The sequence below is a fragment of the Clostridium sp. LXY-7 genome, from assembly GCF_056172015.1.
Window position 1 is genome coordinate 93,662 of record NZ_JBLLJL010000005.1, and the last position, 25,312, is coordinate 118,973.

At 29.3% G+C, this 25,312-nt stretch carries 22 protein-coding genes, 2 pseudogenes and 1 other annotated feature; of the genes and pseudogenes, 9 read left to right on the forward strand and 15 right to left on the reverse strand.

Features of this window, described 5'->3' with window-relative positions; genetic code table 11:
• Position 1: 1 nt before the first annotated feature.
• The 5 genes from ACI48Q_RS16840 to ACI48Q_RS16860 form a co-directional block, all read right to left on the reverse strand.
• Entirely contained in the window at positions 2–1,183 is a 1,182-nt protein-coding gene (locus ACI48Q_RS16840; RefSeq protein WP_474920275.1) for a DUF58 domain-containing protein, read from the reverse strand.
• Positions 1,176–2,126 (reverse strand): AAA family ATPase, encoded by a 951-nt coding sequence (locus ACI48Q_RS16845; RefSeq protein WP_474920276.1) that lies wholly within the window; start codon positions 2,124–2,126, stop codon positions 1,176–1,178. Before ACI48Q_RS16845 ends, ACI48Q_RS16840 begins: the two co-directional genes overlap by 8 nt.
• A gap of 126 nt (positions 2,127–2,252) precedes the next feature.
• The gene (locus ACI48Q_RS16850; protein ID WP_474920277.1) at positions 2,253–3,590 is read right to left on the reverse strand and encodes a VanW family protein; all 1,338 of its coding nucleotides are present in this window, start codon (positions 3,588–3,590) and stop codon (positions 2,253–2,255) included.
• Positions 3,591–3,721: 131 nt separating this feature from the next.
• Complete coding sequence (locus tag ACI48Q_RS16855; RefSeq protein ID WP_474920278.1) at positions 3,722–4,984, reverse strand: magnesium transporter; 1,263 nt, start codon at positions 4,982–4,984, stop codon at positions 3,722–3,724.
• A 1,357-nt stretch (positions 4,985–6,341) separates the two neighbouring features.
• Positions 6,342–7,229 carry a YegS/Rv2252/BmrU family lipid kinase gene (locus ACI48Q_RS16860; RefSeq protein ID WP_474920279.1) on the reverse strand — a complete coding sequence of 296 codons (888 nt, stop codon included), beginning with the start codon at positions 7,227–7,229 and terminating at the stop codon, positions 6,342–6,344.
• 267 nt (positions 7,230–7,496) lie between these two features.
• Here ACI48Q_RS16860 and pssA point away from each other — a divergent pair, with 267 nt between their 5' ends.
• A complete protein-coding gene (gene pssA, locus ACI48Q_RS16865; RefSeq protein ID WP_474920280.1) occupies positions 7,497–8,009 on the forward strand; it encodes a CDP-diacylglycerol--serine O-phosphatidyltransferase in 513 nt (170 codons plus the stop codon).
• 36 nt (positions 8,010–8,045) lie between these two features.
• On the opposite strand, the gene ACI48Q_RS16870 is transcribed toward pssA, so the two are convergent.
• From ACI48Q_RS16870 to ACI48Q_RS16905, 8 genes and pseudogenes are all read right to left on the reverse strand, one after another.
• On the reverse strand, positions 8,046–8,375 hold the full coding sequence (locus tag ACI48Q_RS16870; RefSeq protein WP_474920281.1) for a hypothetical protein: 330 nt from the start codon (positions 8,373–8,375) through the stop codon (positions 8,046–8,048).
• Between the two features lie 67 nt (positions 8,376–8,442).
• Positions 8,443–9,543: a calcium/proton exchanger gene (gene cax / locus ACI48Q_RS16875; protein WP_474920282.1), complete on the reverse strand. Its 1,101-nt coding sequence runs from the start codon at positions 9,541–9,543 to the stop codon at positions 8,443–8,445.
• A gap of 119 nt (positions 9,544–9,662) precedes the next feature.
• The gene (sdaAA, locus tag ACI48Q_RS16880) at positions 9,663–10,544 is read right to left on the reverse strand and encodes an L-serine ammonia-lyase, iron-sulfur-dependent, subunit alpha (RefSeq protein WP_474920283.1); all 882 of its coding nucleotides are present in this window, start codon (positions 10,542–10,544) and stop codon (positions 9,663–9,665) included.
• 6 nt (positions 10,545–10,550) lie between these two features.
• Positions 10,551–11,231 carry an L-serine ammonia-lyase, iron-sulfur-dependent subunit beta gene (gene sdaAB, locus ACI48Q_RS16885; protein ID WP_474920284.1) on the reverse strand — a complete coding sequence of 227 codons (681 nt, stop codon included), beginning with the start codon at positions 11,229–11,231 and terminating at the stop codon, positions 10,551–10,553.
• A gap of 434 nt (positions 11,232–11,665) precedes the next feature.
• Positions 11,666–12,040, reverse strand: a complete 375-nt coding sequence (gene speD, locus ACI48Q_RS16890) for an adenosylmethionine decarboxylase (protein WP_474920646.1) — start codon at positions 12,038–12,040, stop codon at positions 11,666–11,668.
• Positions 12,041–12,292: 252 nt separating this feature from the next.
• Positions 12,293–13,171: pseudogene (locus ACI48Q_RS16895) on the reverse strand (bis-aminopropyl spermidine synthase family protein); the annotation flags it as partial.
• A gap of 313 nt (positions 13,172–13,484) precedes the next feature.
• Positions 13,485–13,649 (reverse strand): annotated as a pseudogene (locus ACI48Q_RS16900) (IS3-like element ISBce13 family transposase); the annotation flags it as partial.
• A gap of 367 nt (positions 13,650–14,016) precedes the next feature.
• Positions 14,017–15,672, reverse strand: a complete 1,656-nt coding sequence (locus tag ACI48Q_RS16905; RefSeq protein ID WP_474920285.1) for a nucleoside kinase — start codon at positions 15,670–15,672, stop codon at positions 14,017–14,019.
• Positions 15,673–15,932: 260 nt separating this feature from the next.
• Between ACI48Q_RS16905 and ACI48Q_RS16910 the strand changes: the two genes are divergently transcribed.
• From ACI48Q_RS16910 to fba, 3 genes are all read left to right on the forward strand, one after another.
• Positions 15,933–16,625: a DUF421 domain-containing protein gene (locus ACI48Q_RS16910; RefSeq protein WP_474920286.1), complete on the forward strand. Its 693-nt coding sequence runs from the start codon at positions 15,933–15,935 to the stop codon at positions 16,623–16,625.
• A gap of 14 nt (positions 16,626–16,639) precedes the next feature.
• A complete protein-coding gene (locus ACI48Q_RS16915; protein ID WP_474920288.1) occupies positions 16,640–17,020 on the forward strand; it encodes a DUF4363 family protein in 381 nt (126 codons plus the stop codon).
• A 175-nt stretch (positions 17,021–17,195) separates the two neighbouring features.
• Positions 17,196–18,143, forward strand: a complete 948-nt coding sequence (gene fba, locus ACI48Q_RS16920; protein WP_474920289.1) for a class II fructose-1,6-bisphosphate aldolase — start codon at positions 17,196–17,198, stop codon at positions 18,141–18,143.
• A 35-nt stretch (positions 18,144–18,178) separates the two neighbouring features.
• On the opposite strand, the gene ACI48Q_RS16925 is transcribed toward fba, so the two are convergent.
• Positions 18,179–19,216 (reverse strand): nucleoid-associated protein, encoded by a 1,038-nt coding sequence (locus tag ACI48Q_RS16925; protein WP_474920290.1) that lies wholly within the window; start codon positions 19,214–19,216, stop codon positions 18,179–18,181.
• A 201-nt stretch (positions 19,217–19,417) separates the two neighbouring features.
• Between ACI48Q_RS16925 and ACI48Q_RS16930 the strand changes: the two genes are divergently transcribed.
• The 5 genes from ACI48Q_RS16930 to leuS all read left to right on the forward strand — a co-directional run bounded on the left by ACI48Q_RS16930 (position 19,418) and on the right by leuS (position 24,779).
• The gene (locus tag ACI48Q_RS16930) at positions 19,418–19,966 is read left to right on the forward strand and encodes a class IV adenylate cyclase (protein ID WP_474920291.1); all 549 of its coding nucleotides are present in this window, start codon (positions 19,418–19,420) and stop codon (positions 19,964–19,966) included.
• Positions 19,966–20,835 (forward strand): DUF5685 family protein, encoded by an 870-nt coding sequence (locus ACI48Q_RS16935; protein WP_474920292.1) that lies wholly within the window; start codon positions 19,966–19,968, stop codon positions 20,833–20,835. The genes ACI48Q_RS16930 and ACI48Q_RS16935 overlap by 1 nt, the downstream gene beginning before the upstream one ends.
• Positions 20,831–21,463 carry a J domain-containing protein gene (locus tag ACI48Q_RS16940; RefSeq protein WP_474920647.1) on the forward strand — a complete coding sequence of 211 codons (633 nt, stop codon included), beginning with the start codon at positions 20,831–20,833 and terminating at the stop codon, positions 21,461–21,463. The genes ACI48Q_RS16935 and ACI48Q_RS16940 overlap by 5 nt, the downstream gene beginning before the upstream one ends.
• A 39-nt stretch (positions 21,464–21,502) precedes the next feature.
• Positions 21,503–22,006, forward strand: coding sequence for a hypothetical protein (locus ACI48Q_RS16945; protein WP_474920293.1), 504 nt, complete (start codon positions 21,503–21,505; stop codon positions 22,004–22,006).
• A gap of 48 nt (positions 22,007–22,054) precedes the next feature.
• Positions 22,055–22,256 (forward strand) — a binding site (T-box leader).
• 84 nt (positions 22,257–22,340) lie between these two features.
• Entirely contained in the window at positions 22,341–24,779 is a 2,439-nt protein-coding gene (gene leuS / locus ACI48Q_RS16950; protein ID WP_474920294.1) for a leucine--tRNA ligase, read from the forward strand.
• Positions 24,780–24,851: 72 nt separating this feature from the next.
• Here leuS and ACI48Q_RS16955 read toward each other — a convergent pair whose 3' ends face one another.
• Positions 24,852–25,283 (reverse strand): carboxypeptidase-like regulatory domain-containing protein, encoded by a 432-nt coding sequence (locus ACI48Q_RS16955; protein WP_474920295.1) that lies wholly within the window; start codon positions 25,281–25,283, stop codon positions 24,852–24,854.
• Between the last annotated feature and the right edge of the window lie 29 nt (positions 25,284–25,312).

The following is a 25,312-nucleotide window of genomic DNA, read 5'->3' on the forward strand; positions in this document are numbered from 1 at the left end:
CCTAATTCCCTTTATAATGTAATAAATCCATTATACTATAAAATTCTATACCTCTTTGAATAAAAGTATCAAAGTTCTTTAATTGGGATTCCTTCGGATTTTCATAATAAAATATAGTAACCTTATATGCTGAAAGTGCTAAAGCCAAAAAATATTCCATATTCTTTTGGCTTAGATCACTGGTTATGATAACTAACGATGATTTTCTTTGTATATTGGTCAATCCATTTTGAATGAATTTCTCCAATTCTTGCTTTCCATCGCTATAATGAGTTAAAAGATATTCTTTTAGCATCATATATTCCATAGCTCCATATATTTTTTCACTTTTAGCTTCACTGTTACACAAATATACATATGGCTTTATATTGTTTCGTAATTGATTACGTATAAGAGATAAGGCGAAATCTATCATCAGTTCTTCTACTTTTCCATCATTATCTAAATAATAAGGCTTTTCTCTCATGTCAACAAAGATATTGACAAGTGCTTCTTCTTCACTTTCATAATTTTTCACAAAAATTTTACCTTGCCTTGCTGTAAGCTTCCAATGAATTTTTTTAACATTATCTCCAATCTGATACTCTCTTATATCCCTTATACTATCAAGACTATCTCCATTATATCGTCCCATACTTCTATTTTTAACAATTGGATTTTTATAATTTGTTCCCTTTATATAGATATTAGGCAAATCATATATTCTAGGATAAACCTTTACTAAGCCATTACTTTTATATTCACCCTTACACTTAATTAATCCAAATAAATCTTTTATCACCACATAAGTTGTTCCGCCTGAAAATACTCCTCTTTTATTGATAGTTACACTTCTATTTATTAATCTATTAGAATTCATATTTAAAGAAAATACTTCCCCATTATATCTATACGTGTTTTCCATTAAGAATGAATTTAATATCTCTAGATAGGGTATAGGCATTATAGAATAGTTTTCTATTTTTAATGTTGTTTTTATCTCATCCCCTACTATACTCTCCATCTTATCAAATTTCATTTTTATGTATATATTTTCCATAATTACCTCTCCATATATTAAAGAAAATACTCCCATTAAGAGAACAGTATAAAATATAACATAAGGATAATTTCCTCCAGAAAAAACAGCAAATCCTAAGGATAATAAAAGTACAAATATATAAGATTTCCTTAACTTAATCATTTGTACTCACCTTAGGCGTTGGTATTACTTTTAGTAACTCAGATAATACTTTTTCTGGTTTTAACCCTTTTGAAATTGCGCTATTTTTTAATATTATTCTATGGCACCACACTAATTCCACATTTTCTTTTACATCTTCTGGTATAACATAATTCCTTCCCTTCATGAGAGCTGTTGCCTGTGAAATTCTTTGAAGTGCTAGGGTGGCTCTTGTGCTTACACCTAATGCTATATCTACATGATTCCTTGTTCCATCTGCTATATTAACTATATATTTATTTATTTCTCTATTAACACTTACATTCCTAACTGCCTGCTGTAAGTTTAAAATATCATTTTTACTAGCCACAGGCTTTAATGTGGCCAATGGATTTTTCTCTCTATATAAATTTAATATTGATATCTCTTCTTCTTTACCTGGGTATCCTAAATTTAATTTAATCATGAATCTATCTAATTGAGCTTCTGGCAATGGAAAAGTTCCCTCATATTCAATAGGATTTTCAGTAGCCATAACAAAAAAAGGAGCTTCTAAACTATATGTACTCCCGCCCTCAGATACTTGAAGTTCTTCCATTACCTCTAAGAGTGCAGATTGAGTTTTAGGCGATGTTCTATTTATTTCATCCGCTAATACTATATTGGAAAATATTGGTCCCTTCTTAAAGATAAATTCCCCATTACTGCTATTATATATAGATACACCTGTAATATCAGATGGTAGTAAATCTGGAGTAAATTGAATTCTACTAAAGGTCAAATCAAAAGTAGCTTTTATAGCTTTTATTAATGTAGTTTTTCCAACTCCAGGTACATCTTCAATCAATATATGTCCTCCAGCTATTATACCTTTTAATAAATTAAAAATCTCACTTCTTTTCCCTAAAACTACCTTTTCAACGTTATCTACTATACTGTCAATGCATGCTATATAGTTATTCATAACCAACCTCCTTATATTTAAAATGCAATAGTATATTTATTCTACTTATACAGGATTTTTCCTTTTTTTCTTTTTTAACAAATTAACCTTCTTCTTTCCCTATAAAAGAAAGAAGAAGGTTATATATTATCGACCTTTTCTGATTATTTGATCTTTCTCATTGTATTTACTCTTACTTATTAACTCTTTATTTATTAATTTACCGTTTTCATATGTTTCTCTGTAAGTCTCAAGCATATAACCATTTTTCCCATTTTCTTCTATGATTGTTTCCCCATTTCTCAAATTATAATCATATATAAACCTTATTTTAGGGGGAATAGTTTTTACTACAGGTGTTTTTACCACATAAGCCTTTCCAGCCACATCAGAATTGCAATATAACTTAAAAGTTACTGTATTATTAGTAATTTTACCTTCTATGTAGATAGGAAAGTCATAGGTGTTTATAAATTTAAAATCAGAATATCCGTAGAAAATCATTGCATCTTGGCCTAGTGGTACATACTTAATTGGCTTACTATGATTTCTTCTTTCACTTACCTGTAATTCTGTTTTAAGTATAGTGTTATATAAAGTACTAGATACTTGACATATTCCACCTCCTATATCGTCTACAAATTCTCCTCCAACTATAACTTTAGCACTTTCATAACCTTTTTCCCTTGTGGTTCTGCCTACAACTTTATTAAAACTAAATTCCTCTCCGCTCATAAGCACATATCCATTAATATATCTTGTTGCTACTTCTATATTCCTACCCCTTGCAAAGGAAGAATTACTAAATGATGTTGTATAAGATGCAATTAGTGTATTTACAGTTTTTAATTCTTCCTCTGTTATAGAAGGTAATTTTTCCTTTAGCCCTATGATAAGTTCAATTTCATTTGTCTTTTCTTTTTTATTAACTTCATCAAGAATCTTATTTCTTAATCCTTCTCTATCCAAAAACTTACCAATTTTATGTGGTGTAACCACAAATCCTCTTCCTTCAATATGCTCAATCAAAGCATTCACTGAAGGAATATTAACTTCTTTCTCTATTTTTGAAATAAATTTATTAAAACATTCTTCATTTATAGATACAGAACTATATAACTTATAAGTATTATCTAACTTTATAAGCTTATACTTCTTAATAATATTGAAATCTTTACCGTATTCATGTGCTTCCTTTATTACTTCATCTTCACTAACTTTTATACATAATTCTTCAAAGGTTGATTTATATACTTTTCCATCAATATTTATATTTATTTCCTTATTTCTATTAAATTCCTCGAAATATTTACTCAGCTTTTTTTCAGCTTCTAACTTTGTATCCCCTCCAACATCTACTCCATCAATATAAACTCCTGGATATATAAGATTCTCATACTTGGATATTTGTATCCATATATATATTAAACAGATTGCCACCAGTGTAATTAATGCTATTACTATACTTTTTATTATTTTTATCATTCAATTCACCACCTTCATACACCATATATATGAAGAGAATGGCTGATTTATAATTTTAATATTGTATATAAATATATTGCTTATGGAAAAACATACCCTACCTTCATAATTTTGAAGATAGGGTATGTTTTTCAACTGGATTTTTTAATTTTTCTTCTCCAACTAGGAGATAATATTTCATCAATAATATCATTCATCACTGCAATTCCACATAATCTATCACATTCATCTACTACTGGTAATGAAAAAAGATCATACTTTATTGCTACTCCAATAGCTTTTTCTATTTCATCAGTATCCTTAACTTTAAACAAATTTTCATTCATAATAGCTCTTAACTTATTTCCAGGATCAGATACAATTAAGTCTCTTAGCGATATGAAACCTTGAAGTTTTTCACCTTTATCAACTATATAAATGTAGTGTGATACCTCATCTTCTGGCTTTAATTCTCTTAAAATATTTATGGTCTCACCTACAGTAATATCTATATTAAAAGATATAAAATCTGTATTCATAATACTTCCAACAACTTCATCCTCATATTTCATTAAATCTCTTATCTCTACTTCATCATCATCATCTAGATTTATTAATACTCTATTTGCAGTCTCTTCATCTAATTCATCTAAAATATCAGCTATTTCATCATTAGGCATATTATTAAGAATTTCTCTAGCCTTATCTTCATTGAGATTAGTTAAAATTTCTTGTTTTATCTCTTTATCAAGCTCTTCTAGAGTATCTGCTGCTAAATCTATATCTAATCCTTCTATTAGCCTTACCCTGTCTTCTGGTGATAGATCCGCTACAATTTCTGCTATATCAACAGGGTGTAATTTACTGATCTTATTATAGGTCGTTGTAAGTTTCAATGAGGAATCTACCATTTCTAAGGATTGAACGCTTTCCCAAGATATAATATTTTCTTTTGCATCCTTATTAAATACATTTAAAACTTTATTTAATCCCTTTTCTATACCTAATTTTCTAGCTATGGCTAGAGAACCAGATTCAACTCCTACTACCTTCAAATATCCATTAGATTTTATCATCTTTAAATCTACAACTCTAACTATCTTTTTCCCATTTACATCTACTATATCTTTATCAAGTAGGTGTTTAGATAATAAATATGAGTATTTTCTTGGAATTATATCCTTAACTTGGACTACCTTAATTATAAACTTTCCATTATCTTTATAAACATCTATGTTTCTAAACTCAAAATGCCCTATATCTCTGCCATTTTTAATTTTATATCCTATGGCCTTTGGATATCCTTCCTCTGTAGTTACATAAATATCCTGTATTTTTCCTATACAATACTCTAACTCATCATAAACTCGTTTATTAAGAATATTGCTTAAATGAAACTCAGTTAGTCTTTCCATAGATATTCCTCCTATATCCTAGAGGAATATGTTAATATATTTTATTTCTTAATAGAACAATATTCCTCTAATACCTTTATTAAATTGTAAATTTTATTGTTTAAGCCATACTTTCGAGGCCCACCGTCCATTAAAAATTCACCACCTGTAATTATGAAAATTTAGTTAAATAAATATTAATTCTCTACTTTTATTATAATCGAAAACTCCAAATTTGTAACTATTCTATTTAAAATAAGTCTATATTTATTTAAAAAAGTAAATTAGACTGATTTTTCATAATATTTTTCTTATTTCCTATGAATTGCTAAGTATTGCTATCAACTCATATTAATTATTTTTCTCTTACAATAGTATATTTATAAGAGAAAGCTAAGCTACATGTCATAATTTTTATGCATATAGATTAGCTTTTAGTTAATAGTGAAATATTTCACTTCATTCTATTCTTATTTTCTTTATCATATTCATACAATCCATCTTTAACTGCCTTCTTTATAACATAATATAATAAAAACAGAAATGGTATAATGAGAACTAGATAAGTTAGAATATTATATATATATTGGGTCACATTATCACTCCCATCAAGTTAATTATAACCCATATTATACCATGAAAATTCTGTGCCACACACTACTTTCCTTTAAACCTCTTTAGGTTATAATTTAAAGTAGCCATCCACATTAATTCAGCAATTATAATAATGCCCATAAATTCTGCATTCATTAAAGCAATACAGATAGTTATCACCATAAAAATACTTGATAAACATTGATATAGAATACTTACTTTAATACAATATGGGTATTTATACACTTTTACTAGAACAATAAACATAAAAACATTTACTATAATTAATACTATATAGGGTAAAATACTTAACATAATCAAGTTATATCCATATACAGGTGATATATAAGCCTGAATAGGGATTTTAAATATTGATATGCCGTAAAAAATTATTGCTATATAAAAAATATAATAAAAATACACGATATTCATCTTAGAATTTCTGTACCCTATATAAAAACTTATAAATATCAATAGTGGTATATATATTATATTTAAAAAAGTTAGATGTTTTAATATATATACATGCTTAATGTTATCGAACAAAAGAAAAATTAATAGGGTGGAATATCTTAATAAAACAAGTAAAAAAGTGATGATACATATGCTCTTTATTTTAACTGGAGCATAACTAAATACTCGTGTTACTCCTAAATAGAGTACTATAAACATTAATAGTAAACATATTATATATATATATCCTTCCAAAATTTTCTCCTCATAAAATACTATTAATTATATATATTTTTATAATTACTATTTTATGATGTAACTTTTATAAATACTATACTTCTCTATACCCTATTATTCTTAGAGCTCTTCTTTCACAACTAATTTCAAGTGGAAAATCAGGGCCTCTTTCACCATCTATATCTGTATTAATATCTTCATCACATTCTATTTTTAATTCTTTAGTTCTAAAATATAACACACCATCCATATCCACAATTTGTCCTTTCTTCATCATAATCAATATGTTATTAATGGCATTTTTAAATATTTCTCTCTTTATTACAATTACATCTAATAATCCGTCATCAGCTTCAGATAGATCTGTAAATTTTATGTTTCCAGCAGTTTGCCCATTAAATACTAGTAGTGTATATATTTTGCCCTCAAAAGTTACTACTGGAGAGGTTATTTTCACCTGTATTCTTCTAAAATTGGTTACTTCCTCCACTCCTTTTAAATAATATGCAAATTTTCCCATAGTATTTTTTAGTGAGGAATCTGTTTTTTGAGATATATCAGTAAATATACCTGTACTAGCTACATTTATAAAATATTTATCATTTATTTTTCCAAGATCAAATCTTTTAATTTTACCTTCCAATATCTGCTTACATGCTTTAGATATATCACTTGGCATTCCTAAATATTTAGCAAAATCATTTGCAGTTCCTACTGGTAAAATGGCTACAGGTAAATCTATGTTATTATCTTTCATTTTATTGATAACACAATCTATAGTTCCGTCTCCACCAGCTATTAATATATACTTATAACTTTCATCAATACCTTTAAATGCATCATTTAAATCTACAGTATTACTTATTCTAAAAGGTTCAATCATGAATCCGTATTCTTGATGGATTCTAATTACATTATCTAACTCACTAACTATTGAGTTTTCACCAGAAAATGGGTTATAAATAAATTTAACTCTCTTCATATTATCCTCCCCAAGCTACTATAATACAAACTTATTACTAAATTTCATATTATCATCTATTCATTATTTTTTCAAATATTGCTAAATAATATTCTATTTATCCCATATATATTAACACTAAATCATAATAATATTATCTTAATGTTTATAAAGAAAATATTATTATTGAAATCCTTAGCTTTTTTAGTAAATCTTTAGTATAATTATGTATGGCTTATTATATAATATATTATTTCAAGAACTTATTTTAAATTAAGAGGTGATAATATGAATAAAGCATTTATACCTAATGCTATGACTTTAGGCAATCTAGTATGCGGAGTTTTGTCTATCCAATTTACTATCAATAATGATTTTACAACTGCAGCGCTTTTTATTCTTATAGCAGGACTTTTAGATAGATATGATGGAACTGTTGCAAGATATTTAAATATAAATAGCGATTTAGGGAAAGAATTAGATTCACTATGTGATTTAGTTTCCTTCGGTGTTGCTCCATCCATATTGATTTTCTCTATGTATAATCTCGATTCATTTGGTGCTATCGGATATATACCTTTAATTATATTCCCTGTAGCTGGTGCATTTAGATTAGCTCGTTATAATTGCTCAGAGTTTAATAATGTTTTCACTGGAATTCCTATAACTATCTCCGGTAGTATTTTAGCTATTTTAGCTATTTTTAATAGCATGCGCTCACTACCAACCATAGCAATAATTGTAATTATGATTTTATTTTCTTATTTGATGGTTAGTAAATTTAAAATAAAAAAGAGATAAAACCTTTGGTTTTATCTCTTTTTTAGATTTCATATGTCAATTTTGGGCCTTTAATTCTTCTTGGATTTCTAATTCAATGCAATTTATATCTACTCTGCACCTTATTACCTCTGATTTTAATTTGCAATAACAATCATAATCCTCTATAACACAACCTAATGTATCTATAACTTCATCAATAACTTGGCCAAGTGCCCTTGCTCTCTTTAATGCATCCTTAACTTCTCGCTTACTTGCTAATGCAATACCATTTAATTCATTTGCTCCCCCTATTAGTGTTCTATAAGAAAATACCGTTTTATTTAATATTTCTACTAGACAATTTATATCTTGACAATAATCATTTATCACTCTTCTTTGAGACATATAAGCACCTACTCATCTATTTCTCTTTATAATATATATTATAAAATCAAGATTTATATTCTTATAATTATGTTATATAATAATAAGCCATAGTTATAACTATATAGGTGGCTATAAGCAATCCTCCTTCAAACCAATAGGTCTTTCCATCTTGAAAAACAAAATATGACATGCCTATTGATATTGCTAACATAATAATTTGAAAAGTAGAAAACAACAGATCTATTTCTATACCCATAGAGGAAGAAAATATTATTAAAAGTGGAATTACAAACATACTTATTTGTATACTCGACCCTATAGCAGTTTCAAGACTTGCATCAATTTGGTTATTAATAGCACAAACAATACTTGAAGCATTTTCTCCAAAGGAACCTAACAGCGGAATGAGTATTATACCTAAAAATTCTTCCGAAATATTATATTGTAGAGTAACAATATTAATATTTCCTATTAGCTTTTCACTTATAAAATAAAGAATTATCGTTATAATTATTATAAGTAAAAATAATCTTCTTATGGTGCTACTATTATACTCACCACGTACTTCTCCCTCTTCTTTTACTACAAATAAACTACTATGTGTATAAAGAGAAAATATGAGCCCTAATATATATACTCCTATTAATACAAAGCATACAATACTGCTTATCTTATCAATTTGCATGGCTCCTACAACAGAATATCTATCTAAAGCTGCTATGATTATTATAGTGCACATTAATAAAAATAGCATATTAAAATTTGTTCTTGCTAGAACCTTATTAAACCTTTGTTCTCTATATTTTATTCCTCCTAAAAATACTGATATACCTATTGCCAATAACATATTTGTAATTATAGCACCTAGTAATCCTGCTTTAGCCATAGATATCATCCCATATTTTATAGACCAAAATCCCATCATAAGTTCAGGTACATTTCCAGCTGTAGCTGCTACTAGCCCTCCACGCTTCTCTCCTATAGATTCAGATATTTTGGATGTGCTTCTCCCTAAAACAATAGCTAATGGTATCATAGCTATAGAATACACAATACAACCCAATATATTTGAAGTGATTGGAATAAATACTATAAATATAGCTACTAATAAAATACTACATATAATAATAGACTCTCTGGTAACATTCCTTTTAAGCATAATTTGTTTTATAAAATCATACTTCATTTTTTCCTCCTAGTAAGTAGTTCTACATTTACTCTATTCAACATTGAAATAATTAGTTACAAAATAAAATATCACAGGTCAATGATATCTAATTTTGACCTGTGATATTTTATAAATTATTATTTATCTCCAGCTAATGCTTTTTGCTTTAATTTTAAGCCACAAGGTGTAACAGCTAATCCCCCCAAAGCAGTTTCCCTTAGCTCCATTGGTAGATTTTTCCCTATTTTATACATAGATAAAACAGTGTCATCAAAAGGTATTTTACTTTCAACACCAGCCATAGCTACATCCACCATAGCTAGAGCACTTACAGCACCAGATACATTTCTTTTAGCACAAGGAATTTCTACTAAGCCAGCAATAGGATCACATACTAAGCCTTCAATATTTTTTAATACCATGGCACCTGCATCAAAGGCCATTTTAGGTGTTCCTCCCATCATCTCTACTACAGCTGCAGCCGCCATAGCAGCTGCACTACCACACTCTGCCTGGCAACCACCTTCTGCGCCAGCTAAAGTAGCATTTTTGGCAATTAATATTCCTACTCCAGAAGCTGTGAAAAGAGCTTTAATCATATCATCTTCACTCTTTTTAAGTTTTTCTCCAGCTGTTATAACTACCGCAGGAATAATTCCACAGCTCCCTGCAGTTGGTGCTGCAACTATTTTTCCCATAGCTGCATTAACCTCAGAACAAGATAGAGCTCTAGCCATAGCTTTTACTGTAAAATCACCACAAAGTGTTTCTTTTTCTTCAAAGTATTTTCTTAATTTTAAGGCATCACCACCAATTAACCCACTAATTGATATAACTTCTCTCTCCATAGCCTCTTTAGAAGAATTTATCATAACCTTTAGGTTTTCTCTCATCTTTCTATTTAACTCTGCTCTTGAAATACCTGTATCCTCTATTTCTCTTCTTATAGTATATTCTGCAATAGATATGTTTTCTTTATTACATATTTCAATCATTTCACTTGCTTTAGATACAAACATAATTCTCTATTCTCCTTTCATTGGTGGATGAATTTCTTCTACATTAGTAATGTTTTCTAAGAATTTTATCTTTTCGATTATATCTTCATCAACAATTCCGTCGGTTTCTACTACCATTGTAGCCTCTGACCCTTTAGATTTTCTATAAACATTCATAGATGCTATATTTATATTTTCATTAAACAATAAAGTGCTCACTTTATATATAGCTCCTGGAGCATCAATATGTCCTATTATTAAAGTAGGATATTCTCCTGTAAACTGTATCTTTTGTCCATCTAACTCAAATATGACAATATTTCCTCCTCCAATGGATGAACCTGTTATAGTAGTTTCTAACCCATCTTCAGACATAATTATAAATTTTACTGTATTAGGATGTACATCTCCTAAGTCAACTTCCTCAAAAGAAAATTCCAACCCTTTCTCTTTAGCTATTTCAAAGGAACATCTAAGATTATCATCCCATGGATCCATACCTAAAATTCCAGCAACCAAAGCTCTGTCAGTCCCGTGACCTCTATAGGTCTTTCCAAAAGAACCATGAAGAAGAAATTTAACTTCTTTAACATTATTCTCTGCAATTTTTGCTGCTAATTTAGCAAGTCTTGCTGCTCCTGCAGTATGAGAACTTGATGGTCCTATCATTATTGGACCTAAAATATCAAATGCACTATAACTCTTCATTATTATATCCTCCTATGGAAAATATTAGATATATAAATCACCATTCGAATTTATTATATATTAATATATTATTCCAATAATATATTACCATTATTTAAGGATAAAAAATATTTAAATTATAAGGAAAATTTACTTTTTAAATACATTTTAAATATTTACGTTTTCTTCATCCATAAAAGCTTTTAATATTCCTCCTTATTGCGAATAATCAGTATATTTAAAATTTTTGTTTTATATAATTTTAAAGTTCTAGGCAATTCTGATTTGTAACATATCCTTAATTGAAACTTCTTCTAAATAAAATCAGTTTATACTATTTATTTCAGCTACTTTCGCTTCAATCAAGTAAACTACAAAAACAGGAAAAGAAAAACAACTTGTTTTTCTTTTCCTGTTTCATTTTAAGGGCTTATGGGACAGCCTCCTCCATTTTTCTATTTACCTCGATGCAGGTAATGCTGCGTGACATTTCCTGCATTAAATTGCTCAGTAATATATTTAACAGCCTCTTGTAGAGCTAATTTACTGCTACAAGTGAAAACATCTATTGCCGCATAACCGTACTCTGGCCACGTATGAATCGTTAAATGTGATTCTTGAATAATTACTACACCGCTAACCCCGTAAGGTGAAAAATGATGGAAATTTTCGGTCACAATCATTGCCTTTGCTTTATAGGCAGCTTGACACATAATCGTTTTAATTTGTTGTACGTCATTGAGTAATGCAACATTGCAATCGTGCAACTCTAATAAAATATGATGCCCTAATGTATGCTGGAATTGTGTCTTTTGTACCGTTCTCTTAATTTGTGAAAACTTTTTATTTTTGCAACTCGGGCAACCATTGGATTGAAGTTGAGCAATGGTGGTGTATTGATAGCCAGCGCCGACTGTAAGTGCGTGCTGACAATGGATACACCGATAAACGACGGATTTCCGCTCAATTTCTCCTGTGTAAATTAGTCGCGTAAACTTTCGCTGATTAGGAATGTATGAAGTCATTTGCTCTGTTGTTTGTAATACGAACAATTGGCTTTTAGCACCTAAAATTTGTGCACCTTCATAGGTGTTAATGTCGTATTTAATACTGTCAATAACGAAACCCATAGCATATAAACTTTGCTGTAGTTGCCACTGCTTTTGATAGCTACGCTTAGCGTAGGAAAAAAACACATGCCGCATTGCTTCTGGCTTTAGTGCGTTAATCCCACGTGATAAAAAAAGCTGTGCGCCAATCAATGTATATGGTGTATCTGTGTATACGCAATCAAACTGATGGGCGTATGTTTTAGGTAAAGGCTCCTGAACGTTATAATAATCTGTTTTAATCGCAAGCTCATAGTTCTTAGCTATTTTGCTAATCGTACATAAAATTCGCCTATCAATATCTAACACAACAATTTCAGTTGTGGAATGTGGAGCAATTTTCTTTAGTAAAAACGCTAATGCAATACTGATGAAATCATCATCGCCTAAACACAAAATGCGCTTATTGAGCAGCATAGTATAGTCTAGTGCGAGCAATGCACGTTTTAAGGCTGTCTCAACTGTACATTTTGCTTGATCAATTGCCACGTCAGCTATGGGTCTAGCATCATAAATAGTGCTTAATTCCCTTATATTTTCTGTAATCCATTCCGTACGAAATGCATCATCTGTCGTTAATTGAAGGTAGAGTTTAGCATCAGCACCTAAGAGTTGAAAATATTGCAAGATAGCAAGCTGGCCCTTTTTCGTTAAGCTATGTTTGCCCCAACCTTGCTTGGCAAATTCTTTCTTCATTGCTGAAACGATAGGTATTGGTAAGTCTGTCGTATGAGCTAAAGATTTAGTTGTGCAATTTTTATGGAAATATAAAGCAAGTAAAGCTTTTTCTAATGTGTGATAATGTTCTTCAAGCTGCATATCAGCTGTAATTTGTTGTAATTGTTTTTGCATTGTAGATTCTTCCTCTCAATTTTAATAAGTAAAAAATTAAAATTGTCTAAATCAACGAATAGAAAAAGCGCGATTAAAATTAGTCGCGCCAAATGTTTATAGGAAACTAACTAATTCTAATCTTATTTTTTGCGCAACAAATAACACCTCAGGCGGGTGGTTTGTTTGACAAAATTAAGCTATTACGTTGATTCAGATTAGAATTCTACAATTAACAAAAAGTTCACTCCTTAATAAAATAGTACTTCTATTGTATAATAGATATAAAAATTTCACAAGTTTTTAGTAAATCATCGCTTGATAGTGCAATATTTACTTCTTCTTTTTTTAATGAAGCGTGAAATAATTCTATACAAGCATTGTCATATGGACATACTTTACCACTAAATGAATGGTTGAGAATCTTTGAATTTGTTATATATGCTTGAAATTCATAGCTAGTATATTGGCATCTAAGATCACTGTGAAGTATTACAGGAGCCGTAGGCTTTTGTAGTAACATATTCTTATTAACATTCTAAAGTGTTCGGCTTTCTGTGTCTATAATACTATACTAGCACCATCATTCCGCCCATGCTTTATTTCCAATCATATTTTCCTATATTCTTTAATGCTTTAAGTTAAAATTCTTCAATATCAATTAAAACAAAAATGAGAAGAATTCCATTTTGTGTTTTATAATCTCAAATGAAATTTTTCTCATTTTTATTTGTATATAAGTTTCAATAATAAAACTACATAATACAAATAGACATTCTTATAATATAAAGTTCTAATTAATCTAATTTTCATAATATAGTCTATTTGTATAATGTAGAAACTTAATTGAAACTTATATATTTCTTTTAATATTGATAAAAACAACTTCCTCCAATAAACTCCCGCATTAATGAGTTTGTTGGTACCACATCTTTATCTATCTCCTTAAAAAAGTGTAAAAATTCTATAAGTCTTCTCGCTTCATTATAAATAGAGCTATCTTTTGGTACTTTATAAAGTTCTGTCAATGCATCCTTTTTCAATACCGCTAATTCATATATTAAAGCTGAATTAAACATAGCATCTGCTTGCTCTTGATATATAAAAATACTCTTTTCTTCTCCCCTTCTTATGGATGGCCACATCTTCAATGTATACTCCACATCATACCCTCTTGATAGATAATCTCTCACAATTCTTCTAAGCATTCTTACATCAGTAGTAGCTACTCTATTATGATCATCCATATTTATTTGAGTAAGAGGGCTTATATATATTTTAAACTTATGTTTATGTTCAATTGAGGAAGTCAAGGTTTCATTTAATCCATGAATACCCTCTACTAGGACTACTCCATTGGACGGTAGCTTAATTTTATTACCGTTCCACTCTCTCCTTCCTGTTTTAAAGTTGTAATTAGGAATTTCTATTTCTTCTCCATTCAATAAACGTTCTAAATGTTCATTAAAGAGTTTTAAGTCTAAAGCGTAAATAGTTTCAAAGTCATACTCCCCATTTTCATCCTTAGGACTTTCCTCTCTATTTACAAAATAATCATCTAATGAAATAGGGATGGGTATCAATCCATTAACTCTTAGTTGTATTCCTAACCTGTGAGTGAATGTTGTCTTTCCTGAAGAGGACGGACCAGCTATTAATACAAGTTTAATATCGCTCTTCTTAAAAATTTTATCTGCTATGTTAGCTATTCTTTTCTCTTGCAATGCCTCCGCTACTCTTACTAGGGTAACTTCCTCCCCTTGGTCAATAAATTTATTTAAAGCCGCAACATTTGATACATCTAATATTCTCCCCCATTTTTCTGCTTCATAAAAAACCTTTGCTAACTTTTTATGATTTTCAAATCTAGGTATTTTAGTAGGATTCTCAATAGTTGGAAATCTCAAAATAAATCCAGGCTCATAATATATTAAATCAAAATATTTTAATACACCTGTAGAGTAACCCATAGGACCATAAAAATAATTTGAATCTTCATTAAGTTTATATAAAGTTATCCTCTCTTCTCTTGCATGTGAGAATAACTTCACCTTAGAATCTAATCCATTTTCCTCTAAAACCTTTAATGCTTTTTCTTTAGAGTAAATAGCTTTTTCTATAATAATGTCTTTATTTATAAGTTCTTTCATTTTATTTTTTATTACATAAATATCATCAACACATAAATGAGGCTCTTTATAAATTTCACCAAATAATCCTTTACTTAAAGAATGCTCAATAGCCATTCTACTTTGCGGAAATAATGATTTAACAGCCTCAATTAAAACAAACTGCAGAGTTCTTATATAGGTCATCATACCAATTTTAGTAGATATATCTACAATCTTTAAATCACAATCCTCTTGTATTTTTTCTCCTAATTCACTTAATTGTCCATTAATTTCTACAAGAACTATAGGTATTTCATCGCTTAAATTATATTTATTTATTATTTCATTGCAAGTTATATTTCTTGGAACTTCTAATATTTTACCTTTTACTTTAACTCTTACTATACTCATCCCTTCACCTCTTTTTCATTTATAGCATAATAGCTATCTTTATTGTTAACTATTAATTATCATATATGTCTATTTGAGTCAAATTTTCTTTTAAACCCTACAATTTAACAATTATTAATTATATTATATTAGCTCATTCTACATTTGCTTCATAAAAAATTTACTTAAAGTCTTAATTTTATTTTATATATAAATTCATAAATAAACTATTATATGCACACAATAGATATTAATAATATTTAAATTAGGTGGTATTGTTTATGTTTATATTAGTCTTTAGAACTGCAATTTTATATTTCTATTTAATATTTATAATGCGTATTATGGGTAAAAGACAGATAGGTCAACTAGAGCCTGTGGATTTAGTTGTAGCTCTTATGATTTCAGAGTTAGCCTCTCTTACAATGGCTGATAATAGAATGCCCTTACTCTACTCTATTGTTCCTATTACTACATTAGTATTTTTTCAAATGACAACTTCTTTTATAGAGCTTAAAAGTGAGTGCTTTAGAAGTTTGTTGAATGGAGAACCTAGTATCCTAATTAGGGATGGGACTGTAAATGTAAAAGAATTAAAACATCTTAGATATAATTTAGATGACTTATTAGAGGAACTTAGAGTTAAAGGATATTTTAATATAAGAGATATTCACTATGCCATATTAGAAACCAATGGTAGTCTATCTATAATTCCTAAAAATTACTGTTCTCCTCCTAATAGAGAAGATATGAAATTAAAAGTCCCTGATGAGCCACTGCCTACCCCTGTGGTATTAGATGGTAATATAAATTATAAAAATTTAGAGCTTCTAGAACTTGACGAAAAGTGGCTCTTTAAAGAGTTAAAGAACAAAAGAATTATGGATATAAAAGATGTTTTTGTAGCAATAGTATATTCAAAAGATAATAAGCTTTATATTCAAAGTAAAGATAAGGAATTTAAGAAAAGTTAAAGAGAGGGTTTTCTATGAAAAATTTTTTTGTTTCCTATATTTTATTTATAGTTATGTGTATTTTTCTCTTTTTTGCCAGTAAATATGTAGTTCTAACCTGTGACAAAATGCTTGATACTTCCATGAAAATAGAACAGCATATACTTAATGATGAATGGGATGATTCCTATATCCTCTCCTTTAAGCTTCTTCATATTTATGAGGGGCATGTAAACAATCTAAATTTATTCTTGAACCATTCTGAATTTGATAATATATATAAGCAAGTAATGATGTTAACACAATATGCAAAATCTAATAATAAAGATGAGTCTCTAGCTACTATTCATATGATAAAAACTATGATCCATGATGTTAAAACCATAGAATATGTAAACATTAGAAATATTTTATAGTGTTTCATTGATGTTTATTTCTAGTTTTCTATTTTACTATATTTCTTAAAAGTTCATTTACCAAATTCATATGTATTTATAATATTAATGGTTTTTATCTCTAGTAATTAGTTACTATTTCATTTATAATAAAATAGTAATGTTTATAAATCAAGTTTTGAAGGGTGGAATGATTATGGCATTAGTAACTACTAAAGAGATGTTTAAAAAAGCTTTTCAAGGTAATTATGCAATTGGTGCTTTTAACATTAATAACATGGAGATTGTTCAAGGAATAGTAGATGGAGCTAAAGCTCAAAATTCTGCAGTTATTCTTCAATGTTCTGCTGGAGCTATTAAATATATGAAACCAGAATATTTAATACACTTAGTTAAAGCTGCTGTTGAAGAGAGCGGAATTGATATTGCATTGCATCTTGATCACGGCGATTCCTTTGAAATATGTAAAAAATGTATAGATATAGGATTTACATCAATCATGTTTGATGGTTCTCACTATGACTATGAGGAAAATGTAAAATTAACTAAAGAGGTAGTTGATTATGCTCACTCAAAAGGTGTTGTAGTTGAAGCTGAGCTTGGTAAACTTGCTGGTGTTGAGGATGATGTTAATGTATCTGCTAAGGATGCTACTTACACCGATCCAGATCAAGCAGTGGACTTTGTAAAGAGAACTGGTGTTGATTCCTTGGCTATAGCTATAGGAACTAGCCATGGTGCTTATAAATTCAAAGGAGAGGCTAAGCTTGACTTTGATAGATTAGAGACTATAACAAGAAAATTAGAAGCAGTTGGATTTAAAGAATATCCAATAGTTCTTCATGGGGCTTCTTCTGTAGATCCAACATATGTACAAATGTGCAATGATAATGGTGGAGCAATCAATGGAGCTAAAGGTGTTCCTGCTGAAATGTTAAGAAAAGCTTCTTCTATGGCTGTATGTAAAATAAATATGGATACTGATATAAGACTATGTATGACAGCTTCAATCAGAAAAGTATTTAATGATAAGCCATCTGAGTTTGATCCAAGAAAATATCTTGGAGTAGGAAGAACTAACCTACAATCTCTAGTTGAAGACAAAATAAAAGATGTTTTAGGTTCAACTGATTCAATGAAATAAAAATAAGAAAATGGGATGTGACACATCCCATTTTCTTATTTTTCTATGTAATTTTTTATGTGTTTTATTATCATATTTATACTTCCATCTCCTACTCTCTCAATTTCAAATCTATTTATATCATTATAGGCCTCTTCGGATATATATAAATCAATATCCTTATCTATTTTAAGCCTTACTCTTTTAAGCTTCTTATCAACCCATTGCTTATCAATTTGAACTTCTTCTCCAACTCCACTTTCCTTTACAAAGGTTCTAAAACTCTCTTTCATTTCACTATTGTCATTAAATACTTCTTCAGAGAAGGAATTTAAATTTATATGTTCATCTTCCTTTAATCTTTTTTTAACTTCTCTTCTAATCTCTTCTTGTTTATCCGCATTTTCTTCTAATACATTTTGAGTCCACTTCTCAGCTACCTTAACAAACTGCTTAGTTTGATCTCTTTCATTATCAATAATTGTACATCCTAAATAGTTATCAATAAAGTAGTTTGTTCCATAATCATTATCATCTTTATTTTTAGTTTTCTTATCAATAACTAATAAATCATAACTATTATCTGGACTTAGATTCTTTATAAAAGCACACTTTTGTATTCTAGAGCTACTTGCTGGTAGACCTGTAAATTGTGGTACTATTCCTATACCTATTTTCCCCTCTAAGTATTCAATATTATGCATATAGTTTTTAATATAATCCATTTTAAATATACCTAAAAATGCACCAAATTCAGTGGTAAAAGAAACCGTTAAAAGATCGCAAGAGGGTATGCTACCTTTAGATCTCATAAGTATAAACATCTGGCTAGCCAATTCCTTAGATACATTCATTAAAGAATTCTCTCCACTTAAATATTCTTGGGACAGCTCCTTTACTATGTTTCTCTCTTTATTAAAAATCCCATGTTTTAATTCTTCATCTTTTAAACATCTTTGTATATGCTTAAATATAAAATTATATATTTCCTCATTTAACTCAAGATGATATTCATTTAATACGGGTTCATCAGCATTATTATCTAACACGTGTATTACAGCTTCATTTATATTTATTTCATTAATATATTCCAAAATTGCTCCTCCTTCAAAATAACATTAATAACCAATTAATACAGGAATTCGCCTTGTATTTTATATAAATTAATGATAGTTAATAATTATTTTTTATTTCTTTAACTATTATAACAAATTTGTTTATATAATTATCATAAATTTGTTATAATTTTAATGGTAAAATAGTTATATATCTAATTACATAAAGGAGTGTTACCTTTGAAAGAAATTGAAACTAGAATAATAAAAATAAATGTAGAGGAAATAAAATATAAATTGAATTCCTTAGGCTGCAAGAGAGTAAAGGACGAAAATCAAACAAATAATATATATGATTTTCCTGATAGACGACTCTTAAACAATAAAGGATATGCAAGAATACGCATTGTTGAAGATAACTTAAGGAATACTACAATAAATTATATGACTACTAAAAAACTACTTAGTCAGGATAAGTATAAAATAATGGAAGAACATGAAATTGTTATAGATAATAGTGAAGAAGGCACATTAATCTTTACCTCATTAGGTCTTGAATTAGTTCAATCCGTTAAAAAACACAGAGAGAGCTATAAATATAAGGATTCTCTAATCGAAATTGATATAAATGATGTAAGTTTTTGCCCATTTCCTTATTTAGAGATTGAATCCTATAATGAAGATGAAATAAAAGAAATAGTAATGCTTCTTGGGTATACTATGAAAGATACTACTTCTAAAACTATATATGAATTACTAAATGATGAAGGCCATGTACAGGGAATATAATGTTCGGATATGTTACTCCATGTAAAATGGAGCTTAAAATTAAAGATTATGAAGTTTTTAAAGCATATTACTGTGGCTTGTGCTTGGCATTAAAAAACAATTCAAATAACTTATGTAGAATGGCTTTAAATTATGATATGACATTTTTGGCAATACTTATAGATAGTCTTGAGGATTCTAAAGTAGAATCTACCCTTAGCTCTTGCATTGCCCATCCGCTAAAGAAAAGGGCTAAAATTATAAATAATAATGCATTAAATTATGCTAGCTTTTGTAATCTAGCCCTAGTATACTATAAACTATTAGATGATTATACTGATGATAAAGCTGTATTTAAAAAGCTAACTTCCTTAGGTCTTAAAAAGTACATAACCACAACTAAAGAGCTTTCTCCTATAGTTGAAGTTATAGAAAATAAACTGACGGAACTAAGTTCCCTTGAAAGAAATAATGAATCTATATCTCTTGATGAGATAAGTGACAAGTTTGCAACTTTAACTGGCTTTATTATATCTTATTATTATAAAGATAGTGAATTTTATGATTCCTTATATAATTTAGGGTATAATTTAGGTCGTTGGATTTATATAATTGATGCCTATGATGATTTGAAGGAAGATATGAAAAAAAATAAATTTAATGCCCTTAATAAATCTTTTAATATTGACAATTTAGATTATAATGAATTTCTATCCCAATATAGAGATAGAATAGAGTTTAATTTAATTCTCAGTGCTAACGCAACTGTAGAAGCTTTAAACAATCTTACTTTAACTAAAAATAAAGATTTGTTATATAACATTTTACAATTAGGTCTAATGAATAAAATAGAGAGTATTAAATTAAGGAGTGAAGAGAATCATGATTAACCCTTATGAGGTTTTAGGAATTAAAGAAAATGCCTCCCAAGAAGAAATAAAAAAAGCTTATAGAGAAAAGGTTAAACAATATCATCCAGACCAATATGGTGACAATCCCTTAAAGGACTTAGCAGAAGAAAAACTTAGAGAGATAAATGAAGCCTACGATACTCTAATGAAAAAAACTTCTTCTAATAATTACGGATATAGCAACTCAAATTCTGGATATAATCAAAGTAGCAGCTATTCTCAGAATCATTCTAATTCCAGTGATCTTAATGAATTTCAACAGGTCAGAATGGATATAAATCGTGGAGATATACATTCAGCTGAAAATAGACTTAACTCTATTTCTAATAGAAATGCTGAGTGGCAATTTTTAATGGGGATGGTACATTTAAGAAAAGGTTGGTATGATAGTGCATATAATTTAATAAATACATCTTGTAGAATGGAGCCTAACAACTTTGAGTATAAGCAAGCATTAAATCAACTTCATAATAGACAAAATTCCTATAGAAATACATATTATGGTCAAAGAAATAGTTCTAATGATTTATGTGGAACTTGTCTAAATCTATGGATGCTAGATACATGTTGTGAGTGTATGGGTGGAGATTGCATAAGTTGCTTGTAATGTCTGATATTATACATAATTTAATGAGGAGGGAGAACAATGCATAAAAGTAAGTCATCTAATATAGCCTTGGGAGGATTATTTGTAGCCTTAACATTAGTAGTATTATACTCGGCTACTTTTTTAAAGTTTAATACATTATTTTTACTAGGGCTAACAGCTGCAATTATACCACTAACAGTAATTACTACGGATGTTAAAAATGCCATACTAGTATATTTAGCTTCTTTAATGCTATCTTACTTTATTTTACCTGATAAAAGTATATGGCTTTTATATGTGATAATTTTTGGACCCTATGGTATTGCTAAATATTACATTGAAAGTATGCGTAACACCCCATTAGAAATTGGTCTCAAACTTTTATACTATAACTGTTCTACCATCTTGTTTTTCTTTATATATAAATTATTATTTGCTCCAGATCTGCCTGTAACCTATTCTATAATTTTAATAATAATAGTAGGTAACATAGCATTTTTTATATTTGATTATGTACTTACTGTATTTATTCAAAGTATGGCAAATAGAAGATTCAAATAGCTTGACATTAAGTCATAATTTAATGTATAATTTGTGAAAAGTTAATAAATTAATGCAGTGATTAGAAGTAGTACTAAGATATTTTATTTTCAGAGAGCTACAGTTTGGTGAGATGTAGTAATGAAAGCTTAGGAACTTGTCTAGGAGTTTACTTGTGATAAACAAGTACGGCTAAAACCGTTATATTATATAAGTGAGACCCTTGGGTCTAATTAGAGTGGTACCGCGGAACTATGCTTTCGTCTCTTATTTTTGAGACGAAAGCTTTTTATTTTGTTTAAGGCATATTAAAAAAATAATTTAAATATATCAATGTTTAATAGGAGGAAAAAATATGGCAAAATACGGAACTGTTGTTGATAATAAGTGGCAACAAAAATGGGAAGAAACAGAACTTTATAAATTTGATGAAAGTAAAATGGATAAAAAATTATACGTTCTTGAGATGTTTTCATATCCTTCTGGCAGCCAATTGCATGCTGGTCACTGGTTTAACTATGGACCTGTGGATTCTTGGGCTAGAATGAAAAGAATGCAAGGATATAACGTATTCCAACCTATGGGATTCGATGCCTTTGGTCTACCAGCTGAAAACTATGCTATAAAGACAGGTGTTCATCCTAAAGATTCAACAGATAAAAATATAGAAACTATGGAAAAGCAACTTAAAGCTATGGGAGCTATGTTTAACTGGGAAAATGAAGTGGTTACCTGTAGCCCTGATTACTATAAATGGACTCAATGGTTATTTTTAAAACTATATGAAAAAGGACTTGCTTATAGAAAGAATGCTCCAGTAAACTGGTGCCCAAGTTGTAATACCGTACTTGCTAATGAACAGGTGCTAGATGGAGTTTGTGAAAGATGTAGTAGCGAAGTTACTAAAAAAAATCTTACTCAATGGTTCCTAAAAATCACTGATTATGCTGATGAGCTTCTAGAAATGATTGATACCCTTGACTGGCCTGAAAAAACAAAGGCTATGCAAAAGCATTGGATTGGAAAATCTATAGGTTCTGAAGTAACCTTTAAAGTTGAGAACTCTAACCTTTCCTTCGATGTATTTACTACAAGAGTAGACACATTATTTGGAGTTACCTATGTAGTTATAGCTCCTGAAAATGAAATGGTAGATGAATTAACTATAGAAGAAAATAAAAATGCCATAGAAGCATATAAAGAAGCTTCTAAAAAGCAATCAGATATCGAAAGACAATCTATAACCAGAGAAAAAACTGGTGTATTCACTGGCTCTTATGCTATAAATCCTATAAACGGAAGAAGAGTACCTATTTGGATAGGTGATTATGTATTAAATACCTATGGTACTGGAGCTGTTATGGCCGTACCTGCTCATGACGAACGTGACTTTACCTTTGCTGAAAAATATAATCTACCTATAGAAAGAGTTATAAAAGGTGGAGAAGGTCTTCCATTCACTGAGTATGGTCCTATGGTTAATAGTGGTGAATTTAACGACTTACAGGGTGATGAAGCTAAAGAAGCTGTAGTAACTGAATTAGAGAAAAAAGGACTTGGTAAAAAGAAGGTTAACTTTAGACTTCGCGATTGGCTTGTTTCTAGACAAAGGTACTGGGGCGCTCCTATTCCGATAATTCATTGTGATAAATGTGGAATAGTTCCAGTTCAAGAATCACAACTTCCTGTAGAACTTCCATATGACGTAGAATTTGCACCAGATGGTAAATCTCCTCTTGCAAAATGTGATGAATTTATTAACACAACTTGTCCAAAATGTGGAGGCACAGCTCATAGAGAAGCAGACACTCTAGATACCTTTGTATGTTCTTCTTTCTACTATTTAAGATATATAGATAATAAGAATAATGAAAAATGCTTTGATACTGAACTTGCAAACAGTATGCTCCCAGTTGATAAATATGTAGGTGGACCTGAGCATGCATGTATGCATCTTCTATATGCTAGATTTATTACAAAAGCATTAAGAGATATGGGTTATGTAAACTTTGATGAGCCATTCCTATCACTTACTCATCAAGGATTAATTCTAGGGCCAGATGGACAGAAAATGAGTAAATCTAAAGGAAACACTATCTCTCCTGATGATTACATTAAAGAATTTGGTGCCGATGTATTTAGAATGTATCTAATGTTTGGTTTTGGCTACACTGATGGTGGTGCTTGGAGCGATGATGGAATAAAATCTATAGGTAGATTTATTGATAGAATTGAAAGAACTATTGAAAATTCTATATCAGAGATAAATTGTAAAACATCTGTTAAAGACACTGTAGATGCTGCCGAAAAAGAACTTAATTATTGGAGACATTTTGCTATAAAAGGTGTTAGTGAAGATGCTGAAAAGCTTCAATTTAACACTGCTATTGCAAGAATGATGGAATTCACTAATACTCTTTCTAAATATCTAAATGAAGACATTAAAAACACTAGTTTCTTAAAAGAAACTCTTATAGATTATATTAAATTGCTTGCTCCATTTGCTCCACATTTTAGTGAAGAGCAATGGGAAAATCTTGGTATGAGTTATTCTGTTTTTAATGAATCATGGCCAATATTTGATCCTTCAGCTTTAATCAGAGATGAAGTAGAAATAGCAATTCAAATTAACGGTAAGATTAAAACTAAAATTTATGTACCTACATCATTAGGAGAAGATGAAATTAAAGAGGCATCCCTTAACAATGAAAATATTAAAACAGCCCTTGAAGGAAAGACTGTTAGAAAAGTTATAGTAATAAAAGGAAGACTTGTTAATATAGTTGCCAATTAGTAAAAAAGAAGTTCACCGTTAATGTGAACTTCTTTTTTATGTTTGATATCCTCTTAATGTTATATTAACTTATTATTTACTACTTTGAGATACAGGAATTTTTCTATATACATGCTCACTATTTTTATTTAATGAAGTATTTCTATATACCAGTATATATTTACTCTCCTCATCTTCGCCTGGTTGAATTCTTGTATTTTTAATCTTACCCTTAGAGCTGTCCTTATGCCATACCTTTAATAAATAAGTATCCTCGCAATCTAAAGGTCCGAATAAAAATTGACCAAATTCATCAGTAAAAGTGTGTCCTATAGGATCTAGACTACTTGGATCATTTTGATCCCTTAACAACACTAACTTAACCACTGCATCTTCCACAGGGGTTCTATCTTCATCTACAACTACTCCATAGATAACTTTTTTATGATTCTTTCTATGTAATATAATTGTGTCAAATTCTCTCTCTCTAATATCTCCATCTACTTTTAAAAGCTGCTCTGTCATAAAATACCTCTATTAATTGATTTAATTTT